This is a genomic window from uncultured Merdimonas sp. (assembly GCF_963929015.1).
GTDB lineage: Bacteria > Bacillota > Clostridia > Lachnospirales > Lachnospiraceae > Merdimonas.
Genome location: NZ_CAWVHE010000018.1, coordinates 33817 through 57985, shown reverse-complemented (window position 1 = coordinate 57985; position 24169 = coordinate 33817). Strand labels below are relative to the sequence as shown.

Sequence of the window (24169 nt, the reverse complement as noted above, 5' to 3'; positions counted from 1 at the left end):
CTAGTTTGTAATTGTCATCTCTGTTTCTTTGTCAAATACATGGATCTTTTCAGCATCCAGGGCAAACTTCACAGTATCTCCGCTTCTTGCTGCTGTCTTGGGATCTACTCTTGCTGTCATGCTGCTTCCTTCATAATCAAAGTACAGGAGCGCTTCTGCACCCAGCATCTCGTATACACGGATCTTAGCTTCGATGACAGTATCCGGAGAAGCCTGGATAAACTCTGCCTCATCATGAAGATCTTCCGGACGGATACCAAGAACAACGGTCTTTCCGTCATAGCCGCCGTCTTTGAGCGCTTTTGCTTTTGATGCAGGAAGTACGATCGTATGTGCTGCAGTCTTAAGAGATACTTTGTCTCCTTCTACCTTGCAGGTAGTATCGATAAAGTTCATCTGCGGAGATCCGATGAATCCTGCAACGAACATATTGCACGGTGCATCGTACAGAGTCTGAGGTGTATCTACCTGCTGTACAACGCCGGCGTTCATAACTACGATTCTGGTACCAAGGGTCATAGCCTCTGTCTGGTCATGAGTTACATAGATGATGGTGGTGCCCAGTCTCTGATGCAGTTTGGAGATCTCTACACGCATCTGTCCACGAAGCTTTGCGTCCAGGTTGGAGAGAGGCTCGTCCATCAGGAATACCTTCGGGTTACGAACGATGGCACGTCCCATGGCAACACGCTGTCTCTGTCCACCGGAAAGAGCCTTCGGCTTACGATCCAGAAGAGCTTCCAGGTCAAGGATCTTAGCTGCCTCGCGAACCATCTTGTCGATCTGATCCTTCGGAACTTTTCTAAGCTTCAGACCAAATGCCATATTGTCATATACAGTCATGTGCGGATACAGAGCGTAGTTCTGGAATACCATCGCGATATCTCTGTCCTTTGGCTCTACGTCGTTGACAACTTTGTCGCCGATCTTCAGCTCTCCGGAAGTGATATCTTCCAGACCTGCGATCATACGAAGTGTGGTGGATTTTCCACATCCTGACGGTCCTACGAAGATGATAAATTCTTTATCTTCAATCTCAAGATTGAAATCTTTTACAGCTTCAAATCCGTTCGGATAAGTTTTGTTAATGTGCTTCAGTGATAAACTTGCCATTGTTTCTTCCTCCTAAAAAACTTTCGTTTTCATTAACTGATACAAAGTATAGTAAACTTTCTGTTTTTCTGAAATACCCAAGTTGAACAATCTTTTCCCGCATTTCTATACAACATGACCAACGCCTGCCATGTGGTTCAGTCTTCTTTCTGCTGCAGCAGCGCCTGGTAGACTTCCCTCTTGCTGACTCCCCGGTCTTTTGCCACCTGTTTCATGGCTTCCTTCCGGTCCATTCCCTTTGTCAGATACTGTTCCATGTGTGCTTCCAGAGAGATTTCTTCCCAGCTCTGCTGCTGCTCCCGGCGGATTTCTTCCGCGTCTTTCCCCCGGATCACCAGAACACATTCTCCCCTTGGTTTTTCCTCCTTATAGTAAGACACAGCGCCGGACAGCGTAGCTTCATAGACGGTTTCGTGCTTTTTGGTCAGCTCTCTGCACACCCGTACCTGCCGGTCCCCCAGCGCGTCAAGCAGAAGCTCCAGTGTCTTTAAAAGCCTGTGGGGCGCCTCATAAAGAACAATGGTCCGGGTTTCCTTTTTTAACTCTTCCAGGATCAAAGCGCGCTCCTTTTTGTCAGTGGGGAGAAAGGCCTCAAAGGCAAATCTCCGGGTGGGGAGGCCTGAGATCGTAAGAGCAGTGATGCAGGCCGCGGCTCCCGGCACTGCCGTCACACAGATCCCTGCTTCCCGGCACATCCGCACCAACTCCTCTCCGGGATCCGAGATCCCGGGTGTACCGGCATCGGTGATCAGTGCAATGTCCAGACCCTCCTGTAATTTTTCCACCAGCTTTCGCCCTTTTTCGATCTTATTGTATTCATGATAACTGGTCATGGGGGTTCTGATCTCAAAATGGTTCAGAAGCCGGATACTGTTGCGGGTGTCCTCCGCCGCGATCAGATCTGCTTCTTTCAAAACGCGCACGCACCGGAACGTCATATCCTCCAGATTCCCGATGGGCGTCGCGCACAGATATAGGGTTCCTGCCATTTCCCACTTCCTCCTGCTCTTTAGCCCGGGCGCCTTCCAGACGCCCGCCAGTTTTCTTTTCTTTGGTCTATCTGTCTATCTGCCCGTCTGTCTTCCGTACAGAGCGTTCAGCTCATCCGTATAGCTTCCATCCTTCTCATACACGATAAGCGGCGGCTCCACCTTCATTCTTGGTTTCCCGCCTTTTCGCCCCTCGATCAGCACCAGGTTCGGCTCCTTGTCCACATAGGGGCAGACCAGGCGCATCCGCTTGGGCTCCAATCCATATCTGCACATCTTGGTCAGGAGCTCCGGCAGGCGAAACGGCCGGTGGACCATATAGAAGCGGCCCCGGGATTTTAAGATCACACTGCTCTCCCGCAATACGTCGTCGATGGTGCAAAGCGCCTCATGCCGGGCAACATACAGGGCCTCCCTGTCATTTTTCAGCCCGTGTCCGCCGATCATATAAGGGGGATTGACTGTGATGACCTCAAAAGAAGCCGCCCCGAAAATGGAAGCTGCTTCTTTGATGTCTCCTGTTATAATATGGATTTTTTCCTCCAGCCCGTTCAGTTTCACGCTGCGGCGGGCCATCTGCGCGCTCTCCTCCTGGATCTCCAGGCCTGCATAAAAGTCTCCGCTGTATTTTGCCTCCAGAAGAATGGGAAGAATCCCGGTGCCTGTGCCAAGGTCCAGGGCGCGCTCTTTTTTTCCCACGCGGGCAAATGCGCTTAAGAGCACCGCGTCCATGCCAAAGCAGAATCTGCCTGGGCTCTGGAGGATCTTCCGTCCCCGGATCTCCAGATCATCCACCCGTTCTCCCGGCCTTTTAAGCTCTTCCATGATTCTTTCTTCCTGCGCTGATTTATTCATCGTCTAATTTGGACGCTCCGTTCTTTTCTTCCAGATTTTTAAGCTCTGCCATCTCTTCTCTGGAAAGTTTCATGTCTTTCTTTCTGCGGCGCGGCTTAAAGCGAAGCTCGCCGGCTTTATACTCCCGGACTTCCTTTTCATCATTGTCCAGGGTAACTACCACTTTCACCAGCTGGCGCAGCACGTTCACCGCTTGCACATCTCCTTTAAGGCCTTCCGGCGTGGTCACATGGTCGCCGTTTGCAGGGAGATGACGGTTCAGTTCCTCATAAGTCTGTTCTTCATTGGTCAGACAGCACATCAGCCTGCCGCACACCCCGGAAATCTTGGTGGGATTCAGGGACAGATTCTGCTCCTTCGCCATCTTTATGGACACCGGCGCAAATTCAGACAGATAAGTGTGGCAGCACAGCTCCCGTCCGCAGATGCCGATACCTCCGCGGATCTTCGTCTCATCCCGCACGCCGATCTGCCGAAGCTCGATCCGGGTGCGGAACACGCTGGCAAGGTCTTTGACCAGCTCACGGAAATCGATCCGCCCGTCCGCAGTAAAATAAAACAGAACTTTATTATTGTCAAAGGTATATTCCGCGTCGATCAGCTTCATCTCCAGACCATGTCTGCGGATCTTCTCCAGGCAGATCTGAAACGCCTCTTTTTCCTTTTCCCGGTTCTTCTCCTCTCTCCGGATATCGTCCGCCGTAGCGATGCGGATCACCGGCTTCAGGGGCTGCTGGATCTTTTCATCCTCCACCTCCCGGACGCCGGAAACTACCGTGCCAAACTCTACGCCTCTTGCGGTTTCCACGATCACCTTGTCCCCGGTGCGGATCTCATATTTCCCGGGAGCAAAGAAGTAGATCTTTCCCGCTCTGCGGAATCTTACGCCTATTACTTTTGTCATACTGTTAATTCTCCTTTATAGTCAGGAACAAAAGCTCCATGACAAGATCAAAATTTACATTGGCCTTCAGCCTTGCCTTGGCAGTTTCGAGGGCCTTAAGGATCGTCTCGATCCCTTCATAAGAACTCTTTCTCGCCTGCTCTTTGATGAAGGAGATCTGTTCCTTAAAAATGACCTTGTCCACTTCTTTTGTTGCTTTATATAATAAGACATCCCGATACCAGATCATAATGATATCCAGATAATCTGTAATCTCTAATTTATATGTGGTGATCCGGCTCACAGCCTGAGCGAGCTCGCTAAGCTCCATCTCATGAATGTACTTCAAAAGCTGGATCGCTTCCTCCCGGATCTCATTGAAATGTTCGGAATTTGCCAGCATGATGGCTTTTCCAAGATTGCCCTGGGCGAATGCCGTACACATATCTGCCTTGTAATCCGGCACCTGCAGCACTTCCATCAGATATTTGCGAATCAGGGTGTTCCGGATGTTGCGGAGTTTGAGCATCACACACCTGGAAGTGATGGTGGGAAGCAAAGCTTCCGCATTTTCGGTAAGCAGCAGAAAGACCGCGTAGGCCGGAGGCTCCTCCAGCGTTTTCAGAAGGGCGTTCTGGGCCTGCTGGGTCATCAGCTCCGCATGGTCGATGATATAGACTTTATAGGGTCCCTGATAAGGCCGGATCATCACCGTACCGCTCACCTGCTGCCGGATATCGTCCACGCTGATGGTTCCCGGTTTTTCATGGGTGACCCAGCAGATATCCGGATGATTGCCGCTGCCTGCCTGCTTGCAGGAATGACACTCATTGCAGGGTTCCACCCCGCCTTTTTCACACAGAAGCGTCATGGCAAACAGACTGGCCAGCATCTTCTTGCCTGCGCCTCTTTCTCCGTTCAAGATGTAGGCGTGGCCTACCTGCCCGCTTTCTACCGCGCTCTGAATGTACTTAATAATATCCTTGTGTCCTACGACGTCTTTAAAACTTCCCATGTTGTATTTCCCCTATGATTTCTTCTAAACATTTTTCCTGGTTCTGGTTGCAGAAACGCTTCCGGATCCCCGCCCGCCGGATATTTTCCTCGGAAAAATCCCTGGTGTCTGCAAGGAACCTGCGGCACATCTCTTCGTATTTTGGCTCTTCCTGGGCCCTTTCTCTAAGGAGCGCCCGGGAAAGCCTCTCCCCGTCCTCCACCTGGATATACAGAGGGATCAGGCAGTCTGCCCCGTAGAAATCCCGCATCTTTTCATAAGACTCCAGCGTGCCGATCACCAGATAATCCGAGGCGGCCAGGTCGATCTGTCCGTCATCCACGGTGGCGTACCGCCACGGGCCGCAGGCCGTATGGTAAAGGCGCTGCTCCACCACCTTTCCCTGCCGCGCATAGGCGTCCAGCTCCTCATCGGTGACGAAAAAATATTCCACGCCGTTTCTTTCTCCCTCCCGGATCGGCCGGGTGGTGTAAAGCGTCAGGGTCTCAAGAAACGGAAGCGCCTCCCTGACCTTTTTAAACAGCGTGTCCTTCCCGGAAGCGCTTTTTCCCATCATGTAATAGATCTTACCCATGTCTTACTACCTCTATCCTGGAATCTTCCGCCGTCCCTTCGATGGAAAACCCCTGTGCCTGATACCATTGTAACATATCTGCAGCCTCTTGTGATATCTTTTCTCCGGGAACGACCAAAGGACAACCCGGCGGATAGAGATAGGCATACTCCAGAGCCGTCTCTCCCACGCATTTATCCCAGGGAAGACTGCAGACCTCCTCCTCTTTCCGGCTGCGGATCTCCTCTGCATGCGCCGGCGTCAGGATCTGTTCCTGCCTGGGGAAATATCCGGTCCGGATCTGTTCCTGTCTGCGGTCCATACCCTGATTTCCCCGGCCTCCTTTTTCTGCTGCTTTCTGATCAATGGCCTTCAGAGCCTGCACCAGCCGGTCCATTCCCTCTGGCGTGTCGCCTGGCGCAGTCATCAGGAGCACATAACTCCCTGCCCGCATCTCCGGCTGAAGGCGCCAGACCTCCAGAAGCTCCCGGTAAAGGGACAGGCTGGAGATCCCGGCGTCTGCCACAGAGATGACCAGCTTGGAGGGATCCATTGCAGGCACCTCTGCCAGCCGCAGCATGTGCAGCTCTCTTAACCGCCGTCTCGTTTCCTGCAAAAGTTTCACATAAGGGTCAAAGAGCTCCCCGGGATCCTCCAGCAGACGGATGCAGGCGTCCATTCCTCCCATCAGTACATAGGAGGGGCTGCTGGTCTGCAGCATGTGAAGGTATTTCCGTATCTTCCGCCGGTCGATCCTATCCCCGTTCAGATGAAGGAGCGCGGTCTGAGTCAGGGAAGGTAAGGTCTTATGAAGGCTGTGGATCACCAGATCCGCCCCCAGCCGGACGGACGTCTCAGGAAAACAGGGGTGAAAGCCAAAATGCGCCCCATGTGCCTCATCCACGATCAGGGGGATGCCGTGCATATGGACCGCTTCTGCGATCGACTCCACATCGGACACCACCCCGTCATAGGTGGGGGATACGATCACCGCAGCCCGCACCTTCGGGTGCCGCCTTAGGGCCTCTTTGACATCCTCTGTGGAAATCCCTGTATTTAACTGTGTGTCAGGATCAAAGCCCGGATATACATACACCGGCTCCAATCCGTTCAGTTCCACCGCATGATAGACCGACTTGTGGCAGTTTCTTGCCACCAGGATCTGATCTCCCCTCCTGGTGGAACCAAGGATGGCGCTTAGGATCCCAACTGTACTCCCGTTTATCAGGAAATGGGTCTCCTGTGCATGGTACACCCTGGCCGCCCGTTCCTGCGCTTCTTTTAAAATCCCTTCCGCATGGTGAAGATCGTCAAATCCGTCGATCTCTGTGATATCGATCTGATAGGGGGAAATTCCTGCCATCAGATCCAGCTTGCGTTTATGTCCCGGCATATGGAACCCGTAATAATCCGAGGCTCCATATGCCGTAAGTTTTTCCAGCAGTGTCATCATTACAGTCTCTTTAACAGCTCTTCTCTTTCTTTTTCATATCCCGGCTTGCCAAGAAGCGCGAACATATTTTTCTTGTAGCTTTCCACGCCCGGCTGGTTAAAGGGATTGACTCCCAGGATATAGCCGCTGACGCCGCATGCAAACTCAAAGAAGTAGAACAGTTCTCCCAGGGAGAACTCGTCCTGTCTTGGGATATGGACCATCAGGTTTGGCACATTGCCGTCAGTATGTGCCAGGATGGTTCCATTCATAGCGCTCTTATTGACAAAGTCTACGTTCTTTCCTGCCAGATAATTCAGGCCGTCCAGATCCACCGGCTCCTCCTGGATCACGATTTCTTCCTGAGACTCTTCTACATTCATCACTGTCTCATACATGATCCGGCTGCCATCCTGAATAAACTGTCCCATGGAATGAAGGTCTGTGGTCAGGTCTACAGACGCCGGGAAGATGCCTTTCTGATCCTTGCCCTCGCTCTCTCCGTAGAGCTGTTTCCACCACTCGGATACATAGTGAAGACTTGGCTCATAATTTGCCAAGATTTCCACAGATTTTCCTTTTCTTAATAAGATGTTGCGGACTGCCGCATACTGCAGGGCGTCATTTTCCTCAAAGGGAGCGTTAAGCGCCCGCTCTCTGCCGGCTGCGGCTCCTTCCATCAACTGTGCGATGTCCGCGCCGCTGACTGCAATGGGCAGAAGTCCTACTGCGGTCAGCACGGAAAACCGTCCGCCCACGTCATCCGGCACGACGAAGGACTCATAACCTTCTTCTGTGGCCAGGTTCTTAAGCGCTCCTCTTGCCTTGTCCGTAGTGGCGTAGATCCGTTTTGCCGCTTCTTCTTTTCCGTATTTCTTCTCCATCATTTCCTTAAAAATGCGGAATGCGATAGCCGGCTCTGTGGTGGTGCCGGACTTGGAAATGATATTCACCGAGAAATCCCGGTCTGCGATCACGTCGATCAGATGCTTCAGATATGTACTGCTGATGCTGTTTCCTACAAAGTAGATCTCCGGCGTCTTGCGGATCTCTTTGGAAACCATATTGTAAAAGTTATGGCGTAAGAATTCGATTGCCGCTCTTGCGCCAAGGTAGGAGCCGCCGATCCCGATCACAACCAGCACTTCGGAATCGCTCTGGATCTTTGCCGCAGCCTTCTGGATCCTTGCAAATTCCTCTTTGTCATAATCCACCGGAAGATCGATCCAGCCCAGGAAATCATTTCCTGCTCCCTCTCTTCCGAGAAGCTCGTCCTTTGCGGCCTCTGCGATCTTCTTCATCGATACCATCTCATGGTCTGCGATAAATGTTTTTGCCTTTTCATAGTCAAATGTTACCTTTCTCATGATCGTGACTCCTTCCATTCTTAATCCCAAGGATCGTTGTTTTGCCGCGGCGCTTTCCAAAGGTTCCGTCCGGATCCAGGCTTTTGCGGCCCCGGCATTATTATATTAGCAAATTAGGAATGGTTTCGCAAGCGCATCGGTGCGATACAAAGCGGCAGGCCGCAGTTTTTTTACGCCATATATTCCTCCAGGATCCGCCGGATCAGCACGTCTTTATCCAGAGGCCTGTCCTCACCGGCGGTTTTGTCCTCTTTTTTCTCCTGCTCTTCTTTTTCTTCCCTGCGGATCTTTTGCACGCCGGAACTCGCAGGCCGCGCTTCCGGCGCGTCTTGCCTGTCCGCGTCAATGCTTTCCTTCTCTTGATCCGGTTCTTCCTTCTTCTTGATCATCATCACCGGCAGGCTGCCGGCTTCTTCTGCCGGATGGGCTTCCGGCGTCATGACTTTGAGTTCCTTTTGCGCTGCCTTCTCATACTTGCGGCGGCAGACATTTTGCAGGTAATCCACCATATAGTTCCTGGCTGCCTGCAGGCGATACGATTCGTCCGTCGTCAGATGGAAAAGATACACCAGGATCGCAAGAACCGCTCCGCCGGCGCCTGTCCGAAGCGCCGCGTCCCCCATGCCTTCCAGCGCGTACCATCCGGCCATTCCAAGCGCCCCCAGGATCAGGCATCCTAAGGCGCAGATCTTTTCCATCCGCCTTAGCGTATGCAGCCTAAGCCCCAGCACCCGGTACTCATACAGATATTTTTCCACAAATACTCCCACATTTTCCACCGTATCGCTGACCATACAGGCATGTTCAAACTTTGCCTTTACCAGACGCATCAGCGGGTGGCTGCTCTTGTTCATATTTCCTGCCCCCCGAAGAAGACGTCCCAGCGATACATTGACCACAATCTTGCTCCATATCCCGGCCGCCGCCATGATCCCCATCAGCACATACAGTATGCGCCCCTCCATCATTACTTTTAACATAAAAAAGCCCTCCTTTTGATTTGCATTATACTGGAAAATCAAAAGGAGCGCTTCTGAAAACGTTCGTCAGATTCTGCATGGATCCCGGCAGTTCCTGACAGCCCCTGTCGCAAAAACGCGCCGGGCCTTTTACCATCTTCTGAGCATTTCTCTTACCAGCGCCACACTGTGGGCGATCGCCTTTTGTTCAAACACCGGATAGTCTTCTACGGCGCTATTGTCGGCTTTGTCCGAAATGGCCCGAATGATGACATACGAAAGATTGTTCAGGTATGCCGTATGGGCAATCGCCGCCCCCTCCATCTCTACGCACATAGCCTGAAATGTATCCCGGATCCAGTCTTTTTTCGCCTGGTCTCCCACAAACTGGTCGCCGCTTGCGATCCGGCCGGTAAACGTGTGGATCTGCGGATTTGCCGCCTGGTTGGCCGCCGCCGCTTTCCGGATCAGCGATTCCTCCGCCGGGAAGGAAAACGTCTCCATCTGGGGTACCTGCCCGGGCGCATACCCAAAGGTTCCAGCGTCCACATCATGATACACCGCGTCTGTGGAAATCACCATATCTCCGATGTCAATCCTGGCGTCCAGAGACCCGGCAATGCCGGTGTTGATCAAAACGTCCGCCTGAAAATGATCTGCCAGCGTCTGGGCGCAGACGGCAGCGTTTACCTTCCCCACGCCGCTTCGGACAACGATGACTCCCCGGCCCTCCAGCAGCCCCTCTGTAAACTCCATCCCTGCGATCCTTTCTGTTCCGGATCCTTCCATCGCTTCCTTTAAGGCTGCCACTTCGTCTTCCATGGCGCCGATGATCCCTATCTTCATCTTCTAAACCTCCCTATTCAGTCTGTCTCTTCTACAGACTCTAGCAGAATCTCTTGAGAACCGCAACATTTTCTGCTATAATCGGAGTGCCAAAAGGCAAAATCAAAATCTGAAGATCAGTTGTAAGGAGGGATCTTACCATGGAATATATCCCACACGGCGTCTGTTCCCGCCTGATCCATGTGGATCTGGAGGGCGACACCATCCAGAATGTGCAATTTGTAGGCGGATGCAGCGGCAACACGCAGGGCATCTCCCACCTGGTAAAGGGAATGAATGTCCACGATGCCATTGAAAGACTGGAAGGCATCCGCTGCGGAAATAAGGCAACGTCCTGTCCGGATCAGCTGGCCTGGGCCTTAAAACAGGCTATCGGGCAGGCCTAAGAAGCAGGGCGGACACTGCCGCGGCATGTAAGCGGTCGCCAACAAAAAAGGATGCGGGCCATTCTGCCCGCATCCTTTTCTTTTTTACGCTGCTGCTATGTTGGGTTTGGCGTTCTGCCAATGTAAAATGAAAAAACCAATTTCCCAGATTAGATTCTCTGCCGGGAGAGCTGTGGGACGTGCTGCAGGCGACGACTTTAGCCCTCAACCCGGGCCTTACGGTTTCTCAATGTAAGGATTTTATTTTTTTAATAAAAATATAGCTGCGCCGCCAGGCAGCGCGCCCCACAGCTCTCCCGGACTTTTCATTCACCCGGTTCCCCGGGATCGCTCTTCGTTATCTTTCTCTTTTTTGGATCCTTGATCGCAACGTATCCTTTCTCCTCATGGTTGCCGTTTCCGGCAAACCTCCCTTTTTCTGTTCCCTTTGAATGGCTACGGATCTTCCACATAGACGCCGTTGGTAAAGGAACTGCTGACATCCTGGTTTGCGGAGTGAAGACATCTGGTCCGGTAGTAGTATCCTCCTTCCACCAATAAGGTCTTGTTAGATCCCACCCGGTCCGCATTCTCATTCTCTTTTCTCCAGGTGTCATAGAACTCCCATTCCGTATCCCCTTCCTGGGCGCGTTCAACAATTACCACAACCTTAATCCTGTCTACCACATCTGTCGCAATCGTGGTACCCCCGGCATAGATCTTTCCAGGGCCCAGGCGTACCACCTTGGAATACCCGGTCAGCAGGTCTACTCCGCGGGTCAGCTTGGTGTCATAACCGACAGACTCATCCTCATGGGTCAGTCTGGAGCCATCCAAAACAGGCACGTCAGCCGCCTGCACCCGCCCGGCCGGGAAAAATGGTATGCTGAAAACCAGCAGGGCGATACATAAGGCTGACAAAATTCTTTTTCTCAACTCTCACCTCCCTCTGCACCTTACTCTCTCATAAGATAGACACATCAGGCGACAAAAACTGACGAAAATATTAATAAAAAAATAAATTATCTATAATTTCTTTAAAGTTAGCTTCTGAAACCGAGCCAACCAGAAAATACTCTAGTCCCCAGTAAGAAAATCGCGCCGAATATCGTTCCTTCTGGTTTGGTTCTACCAAATATTCTTTTACTTCTATCTGATTTTCTTTGCCTTCATTTAAAATATAAGACTTCGCAATTTCCTCTTCTACGTCTATCCCCCAGGAAGAATCTTTATAAGATGCATTAATAAAATACATCAATCGTTCATCATCCAGCCGATAGAACAATTCTGCGACCTGCATAGATTTTTCAAAAGTCATTTTCTCAAATATCAACCGATTTGACTGTTCAACAATTCTAACTGGTTCCACCCCAAATTCATCCGCGATCATCTGGTAAGCCTCTTCTTCATTTTCTTCTACGATCACCAGATTCTCATCACTGGAATCTACCTGTTCCACTTCTCTTCCGCCCACAGCCTGCCTTGCCATCTGCACCACCCTCTCGGGGCCGCCCATGACGCCTACGCTGACAGCCAGAGTGGCGGCAATCACTGCGGCCACGGCAAGATAGACTTTCAGTGGCCTGCGACGGCGATGGATGCCGTTCTTTTCCTCCTGCAGCGCTCTGCGCCCCAGTTCCAGCGCCCGTCTGTCCTCTGCTGACAGCCGGATATAGCTATCCGCCTCTGTTTTCTCTTTCGCTTTCTCTTCCTGTTCTCTGATCTTTTCTATCTCATGATCCAGCCTTGCGCGGACGGACTCTTTGGTTCCTTCCGGCATGGCGTTCTTATGGTCGGATTCTTGTTTTCTTTCTTCTGTGATCTTCTGTTCTTCCGCCTCTGCCAGCCTTTGAAAGCCTTCCCGGAGGTGTTGTTCCAGATTGTCTTTGTTTTTTTCCATTTTTCTTTCCTCTTTCGTTTCCCGGACGTTCTTTCACTTGACCAAAAGCCCCGAAAACGTATAATATAGGTATAGTATATTAGCCTGGGAGGTCCTTATGAAACGTATTATCTTAACCGGTGGCGGCACTGCCGGCCACGTTACTCCTAATATTGCTCTTTTGCCAAGACTTAGAGAGCTGGGATATGACATCCACTATATCGGCTCCTACAATGGCATTGAAAAAGAACTGATCGAGCAGTTCGGGATTCCGTACCACGGAATTTCTTCCGGAAAACTGCGTCGCTATTTCAGTGTACAGAATTTTACAGACCCCTTCCGTGTCCTGAAAGGACTTGGCGAGGCAAAACGGCTCATCAAGATCCTGAAGCCGGATGTGATCTTTTCCAAAGGCGGATTCGTCTCTGTGCCAGTGGTCATGGCCGGAAAACGCCGCCATGTGCCGGTCATCATCCATGAATCGGATATGACTCCCGGCCTTGCCAACAAACTGGCGCTTCCTTCCGCCACAAAGGTCTGCTGTAACTTCCCGGAAACGCTTTCTTATCTTCCGGAAGGAAAAGCTGTGCTGACCGGTTCTCCGATCCGCCAGGAACTGCTGTCCGGAGACAAATATAAAGCCCTGGAGTTTTTGCATTTCACTTCCGATAAACCGGTGATCCTGGTCATTGGCGGAAGCCTTGGATCAGTGGCGGTAAATGAAGCTGTCCGGAGCGTTCTTCCGGAACTTTTAAAATCTTTCCAGGTGGTACATCTGTGCGGAAAAGGCAAGATTGACCACTCCTTAGACCAGCTGGAAGGGTATGCTCAGTATGAATATATCAAAGAGGAACTCAAGGACTTGTTCGCTCTGACAGATCTGGTGATCTCCCGCGCCGGAGCCAACGCCATCTGCGAGCTGCTGGCCCTTCATAAGCCGAATCTTCTGATCCCGCTTCCCGCCTCCCAGAGCCGGGGCGATCAGATCCTGAATGCCCGCTCCTTTGAAAAACAGGGGTACAGCATGGTCCTGGAAGAAGAATCTCTGACTTCGGAAGTTCTTCTGGCGGCCATCCGGAAATTGTATGACAACAGGGAGTCTTACATAGACGCAATGAAAAAGTCTCCCCAGCAGAATTCCATCGATACCATTATCGACCTGATCGAATCTGTTGTCTCCTAAGTCACAATAGCCCCCACCGGCCCTCCGGCCGGATATGGGGGCTTTCAAAATTCCCTGATCCGGTCCAGACGATATTCATAGTGATCTCTGACCCACTTTCTTGCGCGGTACAACATGCTGTGAAACGATTCCAGATCCATCCCCATCTGTTCCGCCACCTGTTTCTGCGGCTTTTCCAGCACATAGGTAATGGTAAGCGCGTCGTACCATCTTTTATTTTTCTTATAGATTGCCGCAAAGATCTCGTCGGCCAGTTCTATGTATTCTTTCTCCATCTGCTTTCCGGCAAAACACTCCTGCGGATCTTCAAAGAAACGGGACAGCCGCTCTTCTTCCTCCTCGGTAAACTCCGCTACCGGATATTCTCTCGATCCGTCCCGCTTATAATTCATCGCCGCATACTTTGCCGTCAGGATCAGCCATGGCTTTGCAGCTCTTATATTTGTATTTTCCATAACCTGGAAGAGCTTCAGAAATGTTTCCTGCATGATCTCTTCTGCCGCATGATGATTTCCCACATACCGCTTCGCTGTCTGATAAACAATTTCGGCATTTTCTTCGTATATGGCATCAAACGCATCTCTTCCATTTGACTCTGCCTTCACATCGGTATTCCTTTACTTTCACATGGGATTACATCCTGGAAAGAATGTCGTTCTTATCTTCTTCTGTCAGTTCGCCCATCTTCCAGGTCAGTCCTACGCCGTCATCCTTATACCGCGGGATCATATGCAGGTGAAAATGGAAGACTGTCTGCCCGGCGGCCTCGCCGTTGTTCTGTACGATGTTATATCCGTCGCATCCCAGGACGTCCGTAAGCTTTGTGATCATCTTCTTGGCCAGCACCAGAACCTTTGCCGCCAGCTCATCGTCCAGCTCATAGAGATTGGCATAGTGCTCCTTGGGAAGGATCAGCGCATGTCCTTTTGCTGCCGGACCTGCATCCAAGATCACGCGGAAATCATCGTCCTCATACAGTGTTGCTGTGGGAATCTCTCCGTTGGCAAGCTTACAAAAAATACAATTCTCATCCTTCATCTTTTTCATCCTTCTTTCTCTAAAATTTTGATTGAATATTAGAACCGCCGATGCTAAACTGATAAGTCAGAAAGGCGGTAATATCAATGTTAAATGCGGCAGATTACGACAAATTACAGCAGATTATGGAGGAAAGCCCCCGGCACAAAGAGGTGATCTCCCGGCTTCTGGAATCCCACCGGATGGAGATCCGGGCTATCAGCCACGAGATCCGCAATCCACTGGCCCTGGTCTACAGTTCTCTTCAGCTCATCGAATCCGGTCACCCGGAAGTACAGGACTTTCGTCACTGGAAAGAAATGCGCCGGGATGTAGAATATATGACCCGGCTTCTGGAAGAGCTGTCTGCTTTCCAGAACGGAGAAACTCTGCATCTTACAGAAACTCCCATGAGTTCTTACCTGCGCGCCCTGGCCCTGTCTTTTGCCGCCTCCCTGGCAGACACGGATATAGAATTTGTCTCCAGGATCGGACCGGAACTTCCGGTCCTTCTGGTCGATCAGATAAAGCTTCGGCAGGCGCTTTTAAATCTCCTGGCCAACGCAAGAGACGCCCTGCTTTCTTCCGCCGACATGAAAAAAAATCTGCAGCTTTCCTTTTGTGCCCAGGCGGAATCCGGGCAGCTTCTCCTTACAGTATCCGACAACGGCTGCGGCATCCGGCCGGAAGATCTTGACGCCATTTTCCGCCCCTTTGTCACCCGCAAAGCAAACGGAACCGGCCTTGGCCTTGCCATCGCAGACCGGACGGCCAAAGCCCACCGCGGGAAATTAACCGTCTCTTCAGAGCCCGGAAAAGGCGCCGTTTTTTCTCTGTCTCTTCCAATAGAGCAGGATCCCGCATAGAAAACCTGCCGCCAGACCGCCCACATGGGCGGCGTTGTCCACGCCGGTACTGGAAAATCCATAATATAAGCTGATCACCACCATAAAGAGCATTCCCCTTCCGGAAATGTCTCTAAGCCGTCCGTGATTGCGTATCACCACATAGAGCAACGCGCCCGTAATCCCAAAAACCGCTCCGGAGGCTCCCGCTGACACTGCATATTCTCCCGCCCGGATATCCAGCCAGGCAGAAAGGATATTTCCGGCCAGGCCGCTGACCAGATAGGTAATGAGGAAGCGGATCGTTCCCATCTCCAGCTCCAGGTTCCAGCCCACCATCAGCAGCATGACCATATTATTAAAAAGATGGGGAAATCCAAAATGCAGAAACAGGCTGGTAAACAGCCGGTAATACTCTCCATATTCCAAAATCCAGGGCACATACATAGCTCCGTGCTCCAGCATATATTCTCCGTCTTCTGTAGGCCCGCCCAGGGTCAGACACAAGAACACCGCCACATTAACAGCCGCGATCAACAGCGTCCCATATGCCATTTCCCTTCGTCTTCCCATACAGGCGTCCCCTTTCTCCATTGTAGCTTAGACTCATGTGCAATCATCAATTATTATACCATAGTTTTCCTCTGATTCACCACTTCATTTTCGAAAAGCTCCGCCATTTTTCGTCACAATTCGTCTTCTTCTATATGAAGGCCGTCCCAATCTCCCCAACGGTTCTTTTTATGCTTCTTCAGAAAGTGCTTAACCGGTTTCCACATCTGATCTGTCTCTCTTAGGATGGAACTTCCCAGTTCCTGCTCCGCGATCCAGTCGTGTTCCCGGGTGTCGTATGTGATATTTTCTCTTTTTTTCTTTTCTTCTGGAGGTTTTTCCTCTTCTCCTTCCATACATTCCCCTATCAGCTTCTCAATACTGTAATTTTCCTCCATGGTTCCTTTGTGCAGAAGGGATACGATCCGGACCGCCTCTTTATCCTGGTAGTCCGCCTGTTTCACAAAATATTCCGTCAGCGCATGAAATTCCTCCCAAAGTTCCTGGTCTGCCGGCGGATAATAACAAAAATAATATTTCTCGGCTTCATAAAAAATATATTCCGGCTTCAGGAGGATGCAATTTACATTCAAAAGATGCTTTTCCGTTTCTCGGAGTGCCGTCTGAAAGGAGGTCAGAAAATGCCGCAGATCCGCCTGATTCATCCCGCTCCTCTCATACATTGCTTTTACCGACACCTTTCCGCTGACGTCATATTCATAAATGCTTCTCTGGTCCGCCCCTCTTCCCTGCACAGGCAGAAGCCCTTCCGGAGCGTTGGCTTTCAGCATCCGCATCTGATAATCTTCCCGGTACCGTTCCTTTTCTTCAATCATAATCTTTCGTTCCACTGTCTGTTCAATACCTCCTGATTCTTCGGATCTCTTTCTCCGGGTCGGTGACTGCCGCCTGCCGGCTTAGGGACATCCGCATCCCTGCGCCGGACGCAGTCACATCCACCCGCACAGCCTCTTCACTGACTGTAACCCCTGCCCGGGCCTGCGCCAGCAGGATACATTTTCCCCGGACTCTGTCTCGAAACAGAGTCTCCAGTTCCCCGGCATCAGCCTCCTCTTTCTCCCTGGCTTTGGTGCCTCCCACCACCGCCGTTTCATAAGCCGCGGCCGACAAGATATTCCTGTCATGATAGTAAAAGATCACCAGGATACACCCCATGATCAAAAAGAGAGCCAGCGGCGCGATCACGGACATTTCCACTGTAAATGAGGCATTAAGTTTTCGTTTCACAGATAACCACCTCCATAGATACAGATCAGATATCCGGCCGCCAGGAAGGGATAAAAGGGCAGCGCCAGCCGCCGTCTCATTTTCTTTCGGATCAGCAGAGCCACAGAAAAAAGCGCCAAAAGGGCGAAGGCTGCCGACAAAAGACGCACAAGCCCCCACAACCCGAGAAAAACGCCAAGGATCAGAATGGCCAGGCTGTCTCCGTATCCTATTTTCTCTTTTGTCGCCCAGCTAAGAAAGAGAAACACCGCTCCCACCGCCGCGCCGCCCAGGATCATCCAAAGACTCTCCCTTCTGCAGACTGCCTGATAGACCAAAGCCGCGATCCCTGCCGCTCCCAGAATCTCCGCCGGTACTTTCCTAAACTGGAGATCTGCGATCGTAAGACTTCCCAGGATCCCCATGCCAATTGCATAACTTAATGACCACATTTGGAACACGCCCCCTTTCCTACCGCTTCCGAGAGCGGAATCGCATATACGGTACGTTTCAGGCCGCCGCAGGACGGCGAACTGTGATATCTGTCTCCATAATCAGTGATAAAAACCAGCCCGCCGCTTCCTTTACACTGCTGGCATGCCGTATATTTTCCTCCGTTTTCATTCCGAAGTCCGCCCACCTCTTCCCGGGATACCATCCGGACCGACAGATCCAGATAACTGCAGTGATAGTCTCTGTGATAGACCATACCTGTCTCTGTAATGTACACCGTCTCGTCATCCTCGTCACCAAACCCGCCTTTCTCATATCCTGTCCATGCCTTGATCCGCAGACTTTCTTCATATTCAACAGGCAGGATCTCAAAGAACGGGACCGGGATCTCTACCCGATAGACCGCTGTAACTTCTCCGATCCCGGTAACCGGAGACATACGGGAGCGGCTGCAGTCGATCCCGCTGCTACCGCCGACAATGATACTTCGGTCCAGCCGGTCTGCGCCAATGTTTTCTACCACATCTGCTTCCACTCTAGACGGAAGCAGCGCCGTCACAACGGCCGCGTCCTCCGCCGCCCGTTTCCCGGCATATTGAAGTCCTGCCCGCACAGCCGTTCCCACCGCCATCAGCTCCAGCAGATAAACCAGACATAATACAGCAAAAAAGAAAAGCGGTACGGCAACTGCCGCCTCCACCGTCACCGAGGCGGACACAGATGTCCTTCCGGACCTTTGGCCGGAATCTGAGCTGACAGCTTTTTGTATTCTGGATCTTCCGAAATATCCCACGTCTCCTCCTCCTTTCTGCCTCTTTTCTTTTAAAACTCTTGTATAAGTCTTAAGCCCGGGAGGACATCTGCATCCGCCTCTTACCGGTATCCATAATAAGTGGGGAAATCATAACGGATCCCTCTTCTTAATGTCACTTCTGAGTGAAACTCCACCCGGCTCACACAGAGATCCGCCCGAAAGCCGGACTGTCCGTGCCGGGTCCTGAGATTCTGCTCGATTATCCCAAGACTTCGGACCGCACAGGTACTCTGAGATTCCAGGAACAAAAGCATCCGAAGATACTCCCGGTAAGCAAGCCCTCCCTGGATATCCTTTCCGTCTCCCGCGTCTTCTTCTGTCCCAAGCTTCAGAAGGCCTGCAAGGCTTAACTGCCAGCTGTCTCCGGACTTCGTCAGAGGCACCTTGTTTCCTGCAAGCAGAGAACGCAGATCCATCACTGTCTCTCCAAAAGCCCAGGAAAGAAGGATCACCTGTGCCGCAGCCGCTGTGATCGCGGGCACAGCCAGAAGGGAACACAGAGTCAGCGCCATCGCTTCTGCCTCCGCCTTCATCCCGCTGTCTGTCTGAATATAGGCATAATTCGGCACAAACCGAAGCAGCATCAGCTTTTTCACCACTGCCTCCAGGTTTTCCCGGTCTGAAGCTTTTCCTTCCAGGATATATTCCAGTTCATAGTCCAGCGCTCCTGTCTTTTCTTCATCTGTAAAGGCAGAAAAATGTTCCAGAAGATAAGCTCCAAAAAGCAGCGTGGACAACGTCCCTTCTCCCGGCGCTACATCGGAAAAATCTCCAAAGCCACAGTTTTTCTCCCGGTTTTCCAGAAGGTTTTCCCCGGAAAGCGTTTTTTCCGACACAACCGCGTCCCTGGGAAGCACCAGTTTTAGAATGGGTGAATTTTTCAGTCCTCCCACATGAGCGATGGGATTCTCCTCCGCCGGCAGCTGTCCTTCATTGGCGTTCAAAAGATCATTAAGCTCCTGCTGTTTTTCCTGATCCTTCGACTGGAACGCATCCGCCTGTTCTTCCTGCTGCCCCCATATCGTGGTCATGCCCAGCCAGTCTGTTACAATGTCTATGCCGTATTTTGTCTCCATATAGCGGGCTGCCTGTTCCAAAAAGGACTGGCAGCCCTTGTCCGTCAGAAACTGGATCCGCAGGATCTGGTGGTCGATGCCCGCCGCCCCGTAATAATCCAGCCTGTCGAACAGATTCTCCTCTGCATATCTGCCGGTTTCATACCCGGCATCCAGCGCAAAAATTTCATACTCTTCAAGCAATTCCTTCTGGTATTCCGCAAACACGCTTTCACAGGCCCGGTTCATGTCCGCCCGGCGATAATTTTTAGCCATCTGGACAGACGCGCTCTCCAGCATTGCCCCCACAAAGGAGAGCAGAAGCAAAAGGATCAACGCCAGAAATGCCGTAATCTCCCCTCGCAGTTCCCGGACAGCCTTCCCTTCTCCTAGATCCTCGCGCTTTCGCTGGTGATCTTGTCGAAAATCGTCTGAACCAGGCTGGTAAGCTGCGATTTGAATATAATGACCAGCCCGATCAGCACCACCAGGATCAGTATGATCTCTACTACCCCGATCCCATCGTCTCTTCGCAATGTATAAAGTAAATAACGGATTCTCCACATAATCATTCTCCCTTCCTCTTTGTTCTCTCCCGCTGCCGCGGGGAATAGATCACAGACCCTGCATGGACAGAAACGCCGGCAGGATCACAATCACCAGCACCATAGCCAGCATAAGAAACATAGGCAGCAACAGCTTGGTGCCCGCCTCTTCCCCCAGACGTCTGGCCCTGGCTTTACGCTCCTCAAAAGCCTGGATCGATTCCATCTTCAATAATCCTGTCAGTCCTCTGGTTCCCTTCCGCAGGTTCTGCGACAGCAGCGAACCCAGTCTTAGATATGCCTGTACCTGACATCGCCGCCCGAAATTCTCATAACTCTCGGCCTCGGTATGGCCGCTCTCCATCTCACGACAGGTCTTTTGCATCTCTTCATAGGCATAGCGCACCCCTGTCTTTTCTTTTTGCCGCTCATATTCTTCCACCACCTTCCGAAAGGCACGTTTCACCGTCATCCCTGCTCCCAGATACAGCGTCAGCTTTCCTACGATCTCCGGGTAGTCACGGATCATCTGCCGGCTTCTTGCTGTCTCTATCTGTGCCTTTTGTTGTTTCTCTCTTGCCACAAGAAGGATTCCTGCAAGCACTGCCATCCCAAGCAGCGCCGCTCCCCGGATATCCATATGCCGGTAATAAGACACTTCCTGACCGGCAAGAGTTTCCGGGAGACGGAAGATCTCTTCCTCCGGCTTTTCTCCTTCGGCTTCTTCCAGCTCTTTTTGTATTTCCTGTGTGTTCTCTTTGGCCCCTTCCCATCCTCCCGGATAAAGGACGACCGTCCGCTGATACCTTGCCTGTTCGGTTGCATCTTCCCGGTAGGTCAGCACCGCGCTTACTGTGACCGGCGTCCCCTCTTCTTCTATCCTGGATCTTTCGATCTCGCCCTGGAGATTCATCACATCATAACGGCTAAGCTCCCAGGAAAGATCCACCGGCTCGTCCGGGACAGCGGTCACCAGATCCAGATCCTGCTCCACATGATCCAGGCTCTGATTACCATTTAAGATCAACGCGTCCAGCCTGCGGATCACCCGGTCAAACATATCCCGGACCTCGGAATCCGTATATTTTTGTTCCCCTACCTCAATCTCCACGGGGATCCTCTCCCCGGAATCTCCTGCCACCACGTCCACTGTCTCCCGGCTGCTGCCCTGTCCGTGCGGATTTCTCCGGAGTCCCTCCCGGATCTCTTCTCCGGCCCTGCGATAGTCGGCCGCCAGAAGAAGCGCTCCGCCCACCGCCATACACCCGGTGAGAAGAAAGATCAGACATCGATCCTTATGATCCTTAATCCAAGATAATATGCGCTCATATAAACTGCCAGACATATGGTCATCACTCCTGTTCCTGCAAGATTGCCATACAGCCCTCCCATAAACTCCGGAAAGGCAGCTGTCATATAACCGATGATCCCATAGGGGACAGCGGCCATAACCTTAAATTCATACTGCTTTGCTGCAAGGATCGTATCAATCTCTCTTCGGACGTCGATCTTGTCTCCAATCTGGGCAGAAGTATCCCGGATGATCGCGATCAGATCGCCGCCGCTTTTCCTTGCAGAAGCAAAGACTGCGGCAAAGCTCCTAAGATCCTCAAGCGCCGCTCTGTCTGCAAACTCTTCCAGCGCCTGTTCCACCGGCACCTGCATTCTTAACTGCCTTACGATCATCTGCAGCTCCCTGGAAATCCTTGCTTCTTCCGGATAGATCAGCTGCAGCTCTTTTCTGGTCTCCCGGAACGCATTCTCTACTGAATATCCGGTATTTAAAGCTGACGAAAGGGTCTGGATAGCCTCCTTAAATTGTTTTGCAAATTCTTCCTCCTTTTTCCTGCAGGCTGCTTCCGCCATCATGCGAAAATGCCAGGCCCACAGAGGGGTCAAAAAAAGTACCGCCCACGGATTCCGGTAATAAAGCCAGGCCGTGACTGCCGTGATCAGAGCCGCCTTCCCTCCGATCCAGATCCACTCTTTCCGGGTCATATCCTGCCGCCAGCAGCTTGTCCCTGCAAGCAAGTTCATGACACTTTTTCCAGCCGCCCTGAATCCTGCCATCTTTCGTTCCCTCCTCCTCAAACCGGTATAGTGTCTCCAGCCGGATCTCTCCTTTCTCATATCCCAACACCTCCGCCACTTCCAGAACCTTCCGGCTCTTGTCCCGAAGCCGCCCCAGATGTATGATAATGTCCACCCCGGAAGCGATCTGACGCTGGATGGCCGCAAGGGGCAGGTCCATCCCCATCAGGACCATGGTCTCCAGGCGGGACAGCATATCTCTGGGACTGTTGGCGTGGCCGGTGCTTAAGCTGCCGTCATGGCCGGTGTTAAACGCCTGAAGCATATCAATGGCCTCCGCAGACCGTACTTCGCCCACGATGATCCGGTTGGGCCGCATCCGAAGCGCCGCCTTGATCAGGTCCCGGATCGTCACCTGGCCGGTGCCCTCTACATTGGCGTTCCGGGCCTCCAGGCTGACCAGATTCGGAATCCCTCTGATCTTCAGTTCCGCATTGTCTTCGATGGTAATGATTCTTTCATCTCTGGGAATATACTGTGACATGGCGTTTAAGAAAGTGGTTTTCCCGGAACCGGTTCCTCCACTGATAAAGATATTGTATCCGGCCGCCACCAGGATACTTAAGAACTTTGCCATCTCCCGGCTTAGAGAACCCCAGGAGATCAGCTGCTCCATAGACGCGGCTTCCCCGGAAAACTTACGGATGGTCACGATGGGTCCGTTCAGCGCCACCGGGGCCAGCACCACATGCACCCGGGAGCCGTCGGGAAGCCTTGCGTCTACGATCGGCGAGGCCTCATTGACCCTCCGGTTGGAGCCTGAAACAATCTGCTGGATCACATCCTCAAGCTTCTCCCTGGACATAAACCTCCGGTCGGACTGCCAGATCCTTCCGGCCTTTTCATAAAAGATATAATCCGTACCATTGATCATGATTTCTGTGATCTCGTCATCCTCCAGAAATTCCTGGAGCAGATCCAGTTTGCGGAAAGCATTGAACAATTCCCGCCCAAGAGCGGTCTTTTCCTCCAGCGACAAATGCTCCTCCCTGGAAGCCTCTCCAAGTACCTGATAGATCAGCCGGATCAGATCCTCGTCTTCCATCTCCCGGCTAAGATCCAGCTCATCCATGATCCTGGCATGGAGCTGCTCCGCCCGGATCACCGGGATCCCTCCATCTTACGGATCTTAGATCTCACATCCTCATACCCCAGGATGTGAAGTTCTTCTTCAAACTGCAGGACTTTTGCAGCCGCCAGCGCGTCTCCTTCCACCGGCATATGGATCTCCGTACACATCCGGAGCAGATCGTACAGCCCCCGGATCCCTTCATCCAGATCCAGGATCAGCGTCTCATACATCCCTTCCGATATGATCTGATCCAACAGATGCCGCCAGTCTTCCGCCGGAACCGACTTTACGTCCTCTGACACCCGGGCCGGCAAAAGATAATCCAGCGGGCCCATGTGACTCACCATAGTGGCCAGCATCCAGCCAAGCTCCTTCCCTTCCATCCTGGAATAATACAGCGCGTCTGCCAAAGTGCTTCCCTCCTCCGGGAAATGCCCGCCGAGTCCGCCGTACAGTTCCATATTCAGGTACAGAACCGTGGAGGATGCCCCCAGTTCTTTGCCAAGTTTCAGAGCATAGGCCGTCTTCCCCAGCCGGTGGACCGGCGAAAAGACTCCGATTACCCGCGCATGACCATTTTTCTGCCTGAGAAACAGCTCTCCCGCCGTCCGAAATTCTCCGCCGCAGATTTGCATCATCTCCGCCAGCAGGGCTTCCCCTGACTGATAGCGGTACAGGGCAGTTTCCCCGTCCTCAAGATCAGCGTTCCCTGATTCCGTCAGCACAAACCGGTTCTCCGCCCGCACCTTTCTTCTTTCTTCCATAGGCCAGGCGTCATGGATGATCAGAATATCTGCCTCCTGTTCCTCCTGGATAGCTGCCGCCTGCTCCGGAGAAGAGCAGACCTGGATCTGGAGAGCCAGCTCCTTTTTCCGCAGAAAAAACGCGGCCAGCGCCTGGGCATATCCTTCCTCTTTGTCACAGATTATAAAACTTCTGCCCACATAATATCCCTCCTTCATATACTTTCTGCTATGCTGCTGCATTGGTTGGTTGAATCGCTGCCGAAATGGCACAGAGTTCTGAATAGTCTTAGAATCACTTGAATACTTTGTCAGA

At 52.0% G+C, this 24169-nt stretch carries 28 protein-coding genes; 3 read left to right on the top strand and 25 right to left on the bottom strand.

The genetic code is table 11. The features are described 5' to 3' along the window. The 10 genes from ugpC to ABGT54_RS11230 all read right to left on the bottom strand — a co-directional run bounded on the left by ugpC (position 1) and on the right by ABGT54_RS11230 (position 10012). On the bottom strand, positions 1-1113 hold the full coding sequence (gene ugpC / locus ABGT54_RS11275) for a sn-glycerol-3-phosphate ABC transporter ATP-binding protein UgpC (protein WP_346664175.1): 1113 nt from the start codon (positions 1111-1113) through the stop codon (positions 1-3). 137 nt (positions 1114-1250) lie between these two features. Further along, positions 1251-2102 carry a 16S rRNA (cytidine(1402)-2'-O)-methyltransferase gene (gene rsmI / locus ABGT54_RS11270; protein ID WP_346664174.1) on the bottom strand — a complete coding sequence of 284 codons (852 nt, stop codon included), beginning with the start codon at positions 2100-2102 and terminating at the stop codon, positions 1251-1253. A gap of 75 nt (positions 2103-2177) precedes the next feature. Then, on the bottom strand, positions 2178-2927 hold the full coding sequence (locus ABGT54_RS11265; RefSeq protein ID WP_346664173.1) for a tRNA1(Val) (adenine(37)-N6)-methyltransferase: 750 nt from the start codon (positions 2925-2927) through the stop codon (positions 2178-2180). A 22-nt stretch (positions 2928-2949) separates the two neighbouring features. Then, positions 2950-3861 (bottom strand): stage 0 sporulation family protein, encoded by a 912-nt coding sequence (locus ABGT54_RS11260; protein ID WP_346664172.1) that lies wholly within the window; start codon positions 3859-3861, stop codon positions 2950-2952. 4 nt (positions 3862-3865) lie between these two features. Further along, entirely contained in the window at positions 3866-4855 is a 990-nt protein-coding gene (gene holB / locus ABGT54_RS11255; protein WP_346664171.1) for a DNA polymerase III subunit delta', read from the bottom strand. Further along, positions 4842-5429, bottom strand: a complete 588-nt coding sequence (locus ABGT54_RS11250; RefSeq protein ID WP_346664170.1) for a guanylate kinase — start codon at positions 5427-5429, stop codon at positions 4842-4844. The genes holB and ABGT54_RS11250 overlap by 14 nt, the downstream gene beginning before the upstream one ends. Beyond that, positions 5422-6861: an aminotransferase class I/II-fold pyridoxal phosphate-dependent enzyme gene (locus tag ABGT54_RS11245; protein ID WP_346664169.1), complete on the bottom strand. Its 1440-nt coding sequence runs from the start codon at positions 6859-6861 to the stop codon at positions 5422-5424. The genes ABGT54_RS11250 and ABGT54_RS11245 overlap by 8 nt, the downstream gene beginning before the upstream one ends. Then, positions 6861-8210: a glucose-6-phosphate isomerase gene (locus ABGT54_RS11240; RefSeq protein WP_346664332.1), complete on the bottom strand. Its 1350-nt coding sequence runs from the start codon at positions 8208-8210 to the stop codon at positions 6861-6863. The genes ABGT54_RS11245 and ABGT54_RS11240 overlap by 1 nt, the downstream gene beginning before the upstream one ends. A 167-nt stretch (positions 8211-8377) precedes the next feature. Further along, entirely contained in the window at positions 8378-9187 is an 810-nt protein-coding gene (locus ABGT54_RS11235; protein ID WP_346664168.1) for a hypothetical protein, read from the bottom strand. Positions 9188-9316: 129 nt separating this feature from the next. Continuing rightward, complete coding sequence (locus ABGT54_RS11230) at positions 9317-10012, bottom strand: 5'-methylthioadenosine/adenosylhomocysteine nucleosidase (RefSeq protein WP_346664167.1); 696 nt, start codon at positions 10010-10012, stop codon at positions 9317-9319. A gap of 140 nt (positions 10013-10152) precedes the next feature. Here ABGT54_RS11230 and ABGT54_RS11225 point away from each other — a divergent pair, with 140 nt between their 5' ends. After that, a complete protein-coding gene (locus ABGT54_RS11225; protein WP_346664166.1) occupies positions 10153-10398 on the top strand; it encodes a TIGR03905 family TSCPD domain-containing protein in 246 nt (81 codons plus the stop codon). 435 nt (positions 10399-10833) lie between these two features. On the opposite strand, the gene ABGT54_RS11220 is transcribed toward ABGT54_RS11225, so the two are convergent. Continuing rightward, positions 10834-11313 (bottom strand): DUF6147 family protein, encoded by a 480-nt coding sequence (locus tag ABGT54_RS11220; RefSeq protein ID WP_346664165.1) that lies wholly within the window; start codon positions 11311-11313, stop codon positions 10834-10836. Positions 11314-11383: 70 nt separating this feature from the next. Beyond that, positions 11384-12277: a hypothetical protein gene (locus ABGT54_RS11215; RefSeq protein ID WP_346664164.1), complete on the bottom strand. Its 894-nt coding sequence runs from the start codon at positions 12275-12277 to the stop codon at positions 11384-11386. Positions 12278-12374: 97 nt separating this feature from the next. On the opposite strand from ABGT54_RS11215, the gene ABGT54_RS11210 reads away from it, so the two are divergent. After that, positions 12375-13439 (top strand): undecaprenyldiphospho-muramoylpentapeptide beta-N-acetylglucosaminyltransferase, encoded by a 1065-nt coding sequence (locus ABGT54_RS11210; protein WP_346664163.1) that lies wholly within the window; start codon positions 12375-12377, stop codon positions 13437-13439. Between the two features lie 44 nt (positions 13440-13483). On the opposite strand, the gene ABGT54_RS11205 is transcribed toward ABGT54_RS11210, so the two are convergent. Together ABGT54_RS11205 and ABGT54_RS11200 are read right to left on the bottom strand one after the other, a co-directional pair. After that, the gene (locus ABGT54_RS11205) at positions 13484-14044 is read right to left on the bottom strand and encodes a sigma-70 family RNA polymerase sigma factor (RefSeq protein WP_346664162.1); all 561 of its coding nucleotides are present in this window, start codon (positions 14042-14044) and stop codon (positions 13484-13486) included. Positions 14045-14072: 28 nt separating this feature from the next. After that, positions 14073-14477, bottom strand: coding sequence for an HIT family protein (locus tag ABGT54_RS11200; RefSeq protein ID WP_346664331.1), 405 nt, complete (start codon positions 14475-14477; stop codon positions 14073-14075). An 86-nt stretch (positions 14478-14563) separates the two neighbouring features. On the opposite strand from ABGT54_RS11200, the gene ABGT54_RS11195 reads away from it, so the two are divergent. Further along, on the top strand, positions 14564-15322 hold the full coding sequence (locus ABGT54_RS11195; RefSeq protein ID WP_346664161.1) for a HAMP domain-containing sensor histidine kinase: 759 nt from the start codon (positions 14564-14566) through the stop codon (positions 15320-15322). On the opposite strand, the gene ABGT54_RS11190 is transcribed toward ABGT54_RS11195, so the two are convergent. The 11 genes from ABGT54_RS11190 to ABGT54_RS11140 all read right to left on the bottom strand — a co-directional run bounded on the left by ABGT54_RS11190 (position 15260) and on the right by ABGT54_RS11140 (position 24054). Beyond that, positions 15260-15874: a rhomboid family intramembrane serine protease gene (locus ABGT54_RS11190; RefSeq protein WP_346664160.1), complete on the bottom strand. Its 615-nt coding sequence runs from the start codon at positions 15872-15874 to the stop codon at positions 15260-15262. The two genes, ABGT54_RS11195 and ABGT54_RS11190, sit on opposite strands and share 63 nt — an antisense overlap. A 113-nt stretch (positions 15875-15987) precedes the next feature. Continuing rightward, on the bottom strand, positions 15988-16704 hold the full coding sequence (locus ABGT54_RS11185) for a DUF6382 domain-containing protein (RefSeq protein ID WP_346664159.1): 717 nt from the start codon (positions 16702-16704) through the stop codon (positions 15988-15990). 7 nt (positions 16705-16711) lie between these two features. Continuing rightward, on the bottom strand, positions 16712-17101 hold the full coding sequence (locus tag ABGT54_RS11180) for a TadE family protein (protein WP_346664158.1): 390 nt from the start codon (positions 17099-17101) through the stop codon (positions 16712-16714). Next, complete coding sequence (locus ABGT54_RS11175) at positions 17098-17532, bottom strand: prepilin peptidase (protein ID WP_346664157.1); 435 nt, start codon at positions 17530-17532, stop codon at positions 17098-17100. Before ABGT54_RS11175 ends, ABGT54_RS11180 begins: the two co-directional genes overlap by 4 nt. Next, positions 17520-18326 carry a pilus assembly protein gene (locus tag ABGT54_RS11170; RefSeq protein WP_346664156.1) on the bottom strand — a complete coding sequence of 269 codons (807 nt, stop codon included), beginning with the start codon at positions 18324-18326 and terminating at the stop codon, positions 17520-17522. Before ABGT54_RS11170 ends, ABGT54_RS11175 begins: the two co-directional genes overlap by 13 nt. 80 nt (positions 18327-18406) lie before the next feature. After that, entirely contained in the window at positions 18407-19678 is a 1272-nt protein-coding gene (locus ABGT54_RS11165; protein ID WP_346664155.1) for a DUF5702 domain-containing protein, read from the bottom strand. Positions 19679-19791: 113 nt separating this feature from the next. Continuing rightward, positions 19792-19968, bottom strand: a complete 177-nt coding sequence (locus ABGT54_RS11160) for a Flp1 family type IVb pilin (RefSeq protein WP_346664330.1) — start codon at positions 19966-19968, stop codon at positions 19792-19794. A gap of 49 nt (positions 19969-20017) precedes the next feature. Beyond that, positions 20018-21292 carry a type II secretion system F family protein gene (locus tag ABGT54_RS11155; protein ID WP_346664154.1) on the bottom strand — a complete coding sequence of 425 codons (1275 nt, stop codon included), beginning with the start codon at positions 21290-21292 and terminating at the stop codon, positions 20018-20020. After that, complete coding sequence (locus ABGT54_RS11150) at positions 21229-21816, bottom strand: type II secretion system F family protein (RefSeq protein WP_346664153.1); 588 nt, start codon at positions 21814-21816, stop codon at positions 21229-21231. Before ABGT54_RS11150 ends, ABGT54_RS11155 begins: the two co-directional genes overlap by 64 nt. Then, entirely contained in the window at positions 21761-23143 is a 1383-nt protein-coding gene (locus tag ABGT54_RS11145) for a CpaF family protein (RefSeq protein WP_346664152.1), read from the bottom strand. Before ABGT54_RS11145 ends, ABGT54_RS11150 begins: the two co-directional genes overlap by 56 nt. Continuing rightward, positions 23140-24054, bottom strand: coding sequence for a hypothetical protein (locus ABGT54_RS11140; RefSeq protein ID WP_346664151.1), 915 nt, complete (start codon positions 24052-24054; stop codon positions 23140-23142). The genes ABGT54_RS11145 and ABGT54_RS11140 overlap by 4 nt, the downstream gene beginning before the upstream one ends. Positions 24055-24169 lie beyond the last annotated feature (115 nt).

What these genes read in the sequence shown, in the direction of transcription:
- ugpC (WP_346664175.1), bottom strand. Translation starts at nt 1,113, where the DNA reads ATGGCAAGTTTATCACTGAAGCACATTAACAAAACTTATCCGAACGGA.
- ABGT54_RS11230 (WP_346664167.1), bottom strand. Translation starts at nt 10,012, where the DNA reads ATGAAGATAGGGATCATCGGCGCCATGGAAGACGAAGTGGCAGCCTTA.
- ABGT54_RS11235 (WP_346664168.1), bottom strand. Translation starts at nt 9,187, where the DNA reads ATGTTAAAAGTAATGATGGAGGGGCGCATACTGTATGTGCTGATGGGG.
- ABGT54_RS11225 (WP_346664166.1), top strand. Translation starts at nt 10,153, where the DNA reads ATGGAATATATCCCACACGGCGTCTGTTCCCGCCTGATCCATGTGGAT.
- rsmI (WP_346664174.1), bottom strand. Translation starts at nt 2,102, where the DNA reads ATGGCAGGAACCCTATATCTGTGCGCGACGCCCATCGGGAATCTGGAG.
- ABGT54_RS11210 (WP_346664163.1), top strand. Translation starts at nt 12,375, where the DNA reads ATGAAACGTATTATCTTAACCGGTGGCGGCACTGCCGGCCACGTTACT.
- holB (WP_346664171.1), bottom strand. Translation starts at nt 4,855, where the DNA reads ATGGGAAGTTTTAAAGACGTCGTAGGACACAAGGATATTATTAAGTAC.
- ABGT54_RS11245 (WP_346664169.1), bottom strand. Translation starts at nt 6,861, where the DNA reads ATGATGACACTGCTGGAAAAACTTACGGCATATGGAGCCTCGGATTAT.
- ABGT54_RS11155 (WP_346664154.1), bottom strand. Translation starts at nt 21,292, where the DNA reads ATGTCTGGCAGTTTATATGAGCGCATATTATCTTGGATTAAGGATCAT.
- ABGT54_RS11150 (WP_346664153.1), bottom strand. Translation starts at nt 21,816, where the DNA reads ATGATGGCGGAAGCAGCCTGCAGGAAAAAGGAGGAAGAATTTGCAAAA.
- ABGT54_RS11160 (WP_346664330.1), bottom strand. Translation starts at nt 19,968, where the DNA reads ATGTGGAGAATCCGTTATTTACTTTATACATTGCGAAGAGACGATGGG.
- ABGT54_RS11250 (WP_346664170.1), bottom strand. Translation starts at nt 5,429, where the DNA reads ATGGGTAAGATCTATTACATGATGGGAAAAAGCGCTTCCGGGAAGGAC.
- ABGT54_RS11265 (WP_346664173.1), bottom strand. Translation starts at nt 2,927, where the DNA reads ATGGAAGAGCTTAAAAGGCCGGGAGAACGGGTGGATGATCTGGAGATC.
- ABGT54_RS11215 (WP_346664164.1), bottom strand. Translation starts at nt 12,277, where the DNA reads ATGGAAAAAAACAAAGACAATCTGGAACAACACCTCCGGGAAGGCTTT.
- ABGT54_RS11260 (WP_346664172.1), bottom strand. Translation starts at nt 3,861, where the DNA reads ATGACAAAAGTAATAGGCGTAAGATTCCGCAGAGCGGGAAAGATCTAC.
- ABGT54_RS11175 (WP_346664157.1), bottom strand. Translation starts at nt 17,532, where the DNA reads ATGTGGTCATTAAGTTATGCAATTGGCATGGGGATCCTGGGAAGTCTT.
- ABGT54_RS11165 (WP_346664155.1), bottom strand. Translation starts at nt 19,678, where the DNA reads ATGGCTAAAAATTATCGCCGGGCGGACATGAACCGGGCCTGTGAAAGC.
- ABGT54_RS11190 (WP_346664160.1), bottom strand. Translation starts at nt 15,874, where the DNA reads ATGGGAAGACGAAGGGAAATGGCATATGGGACGCTGTTGATCGCGGCT.
- ABGT54_RS11195 (WP_346664161.1), top strand. Translation starts at nt 14,564, where the DNA reads ATGTTAAATGCGGCAGATTACGACAAATTACAGCAGATTATGGAGGAA.
- ABGT54_RS11200 (WP_346664331.1), bottom strand. Translation starts at nt 14,477, where the DNA reads ATGAAGGATGAGAATTGTATTTTTTGTAAGCTTGCCAACGGAGAGATT.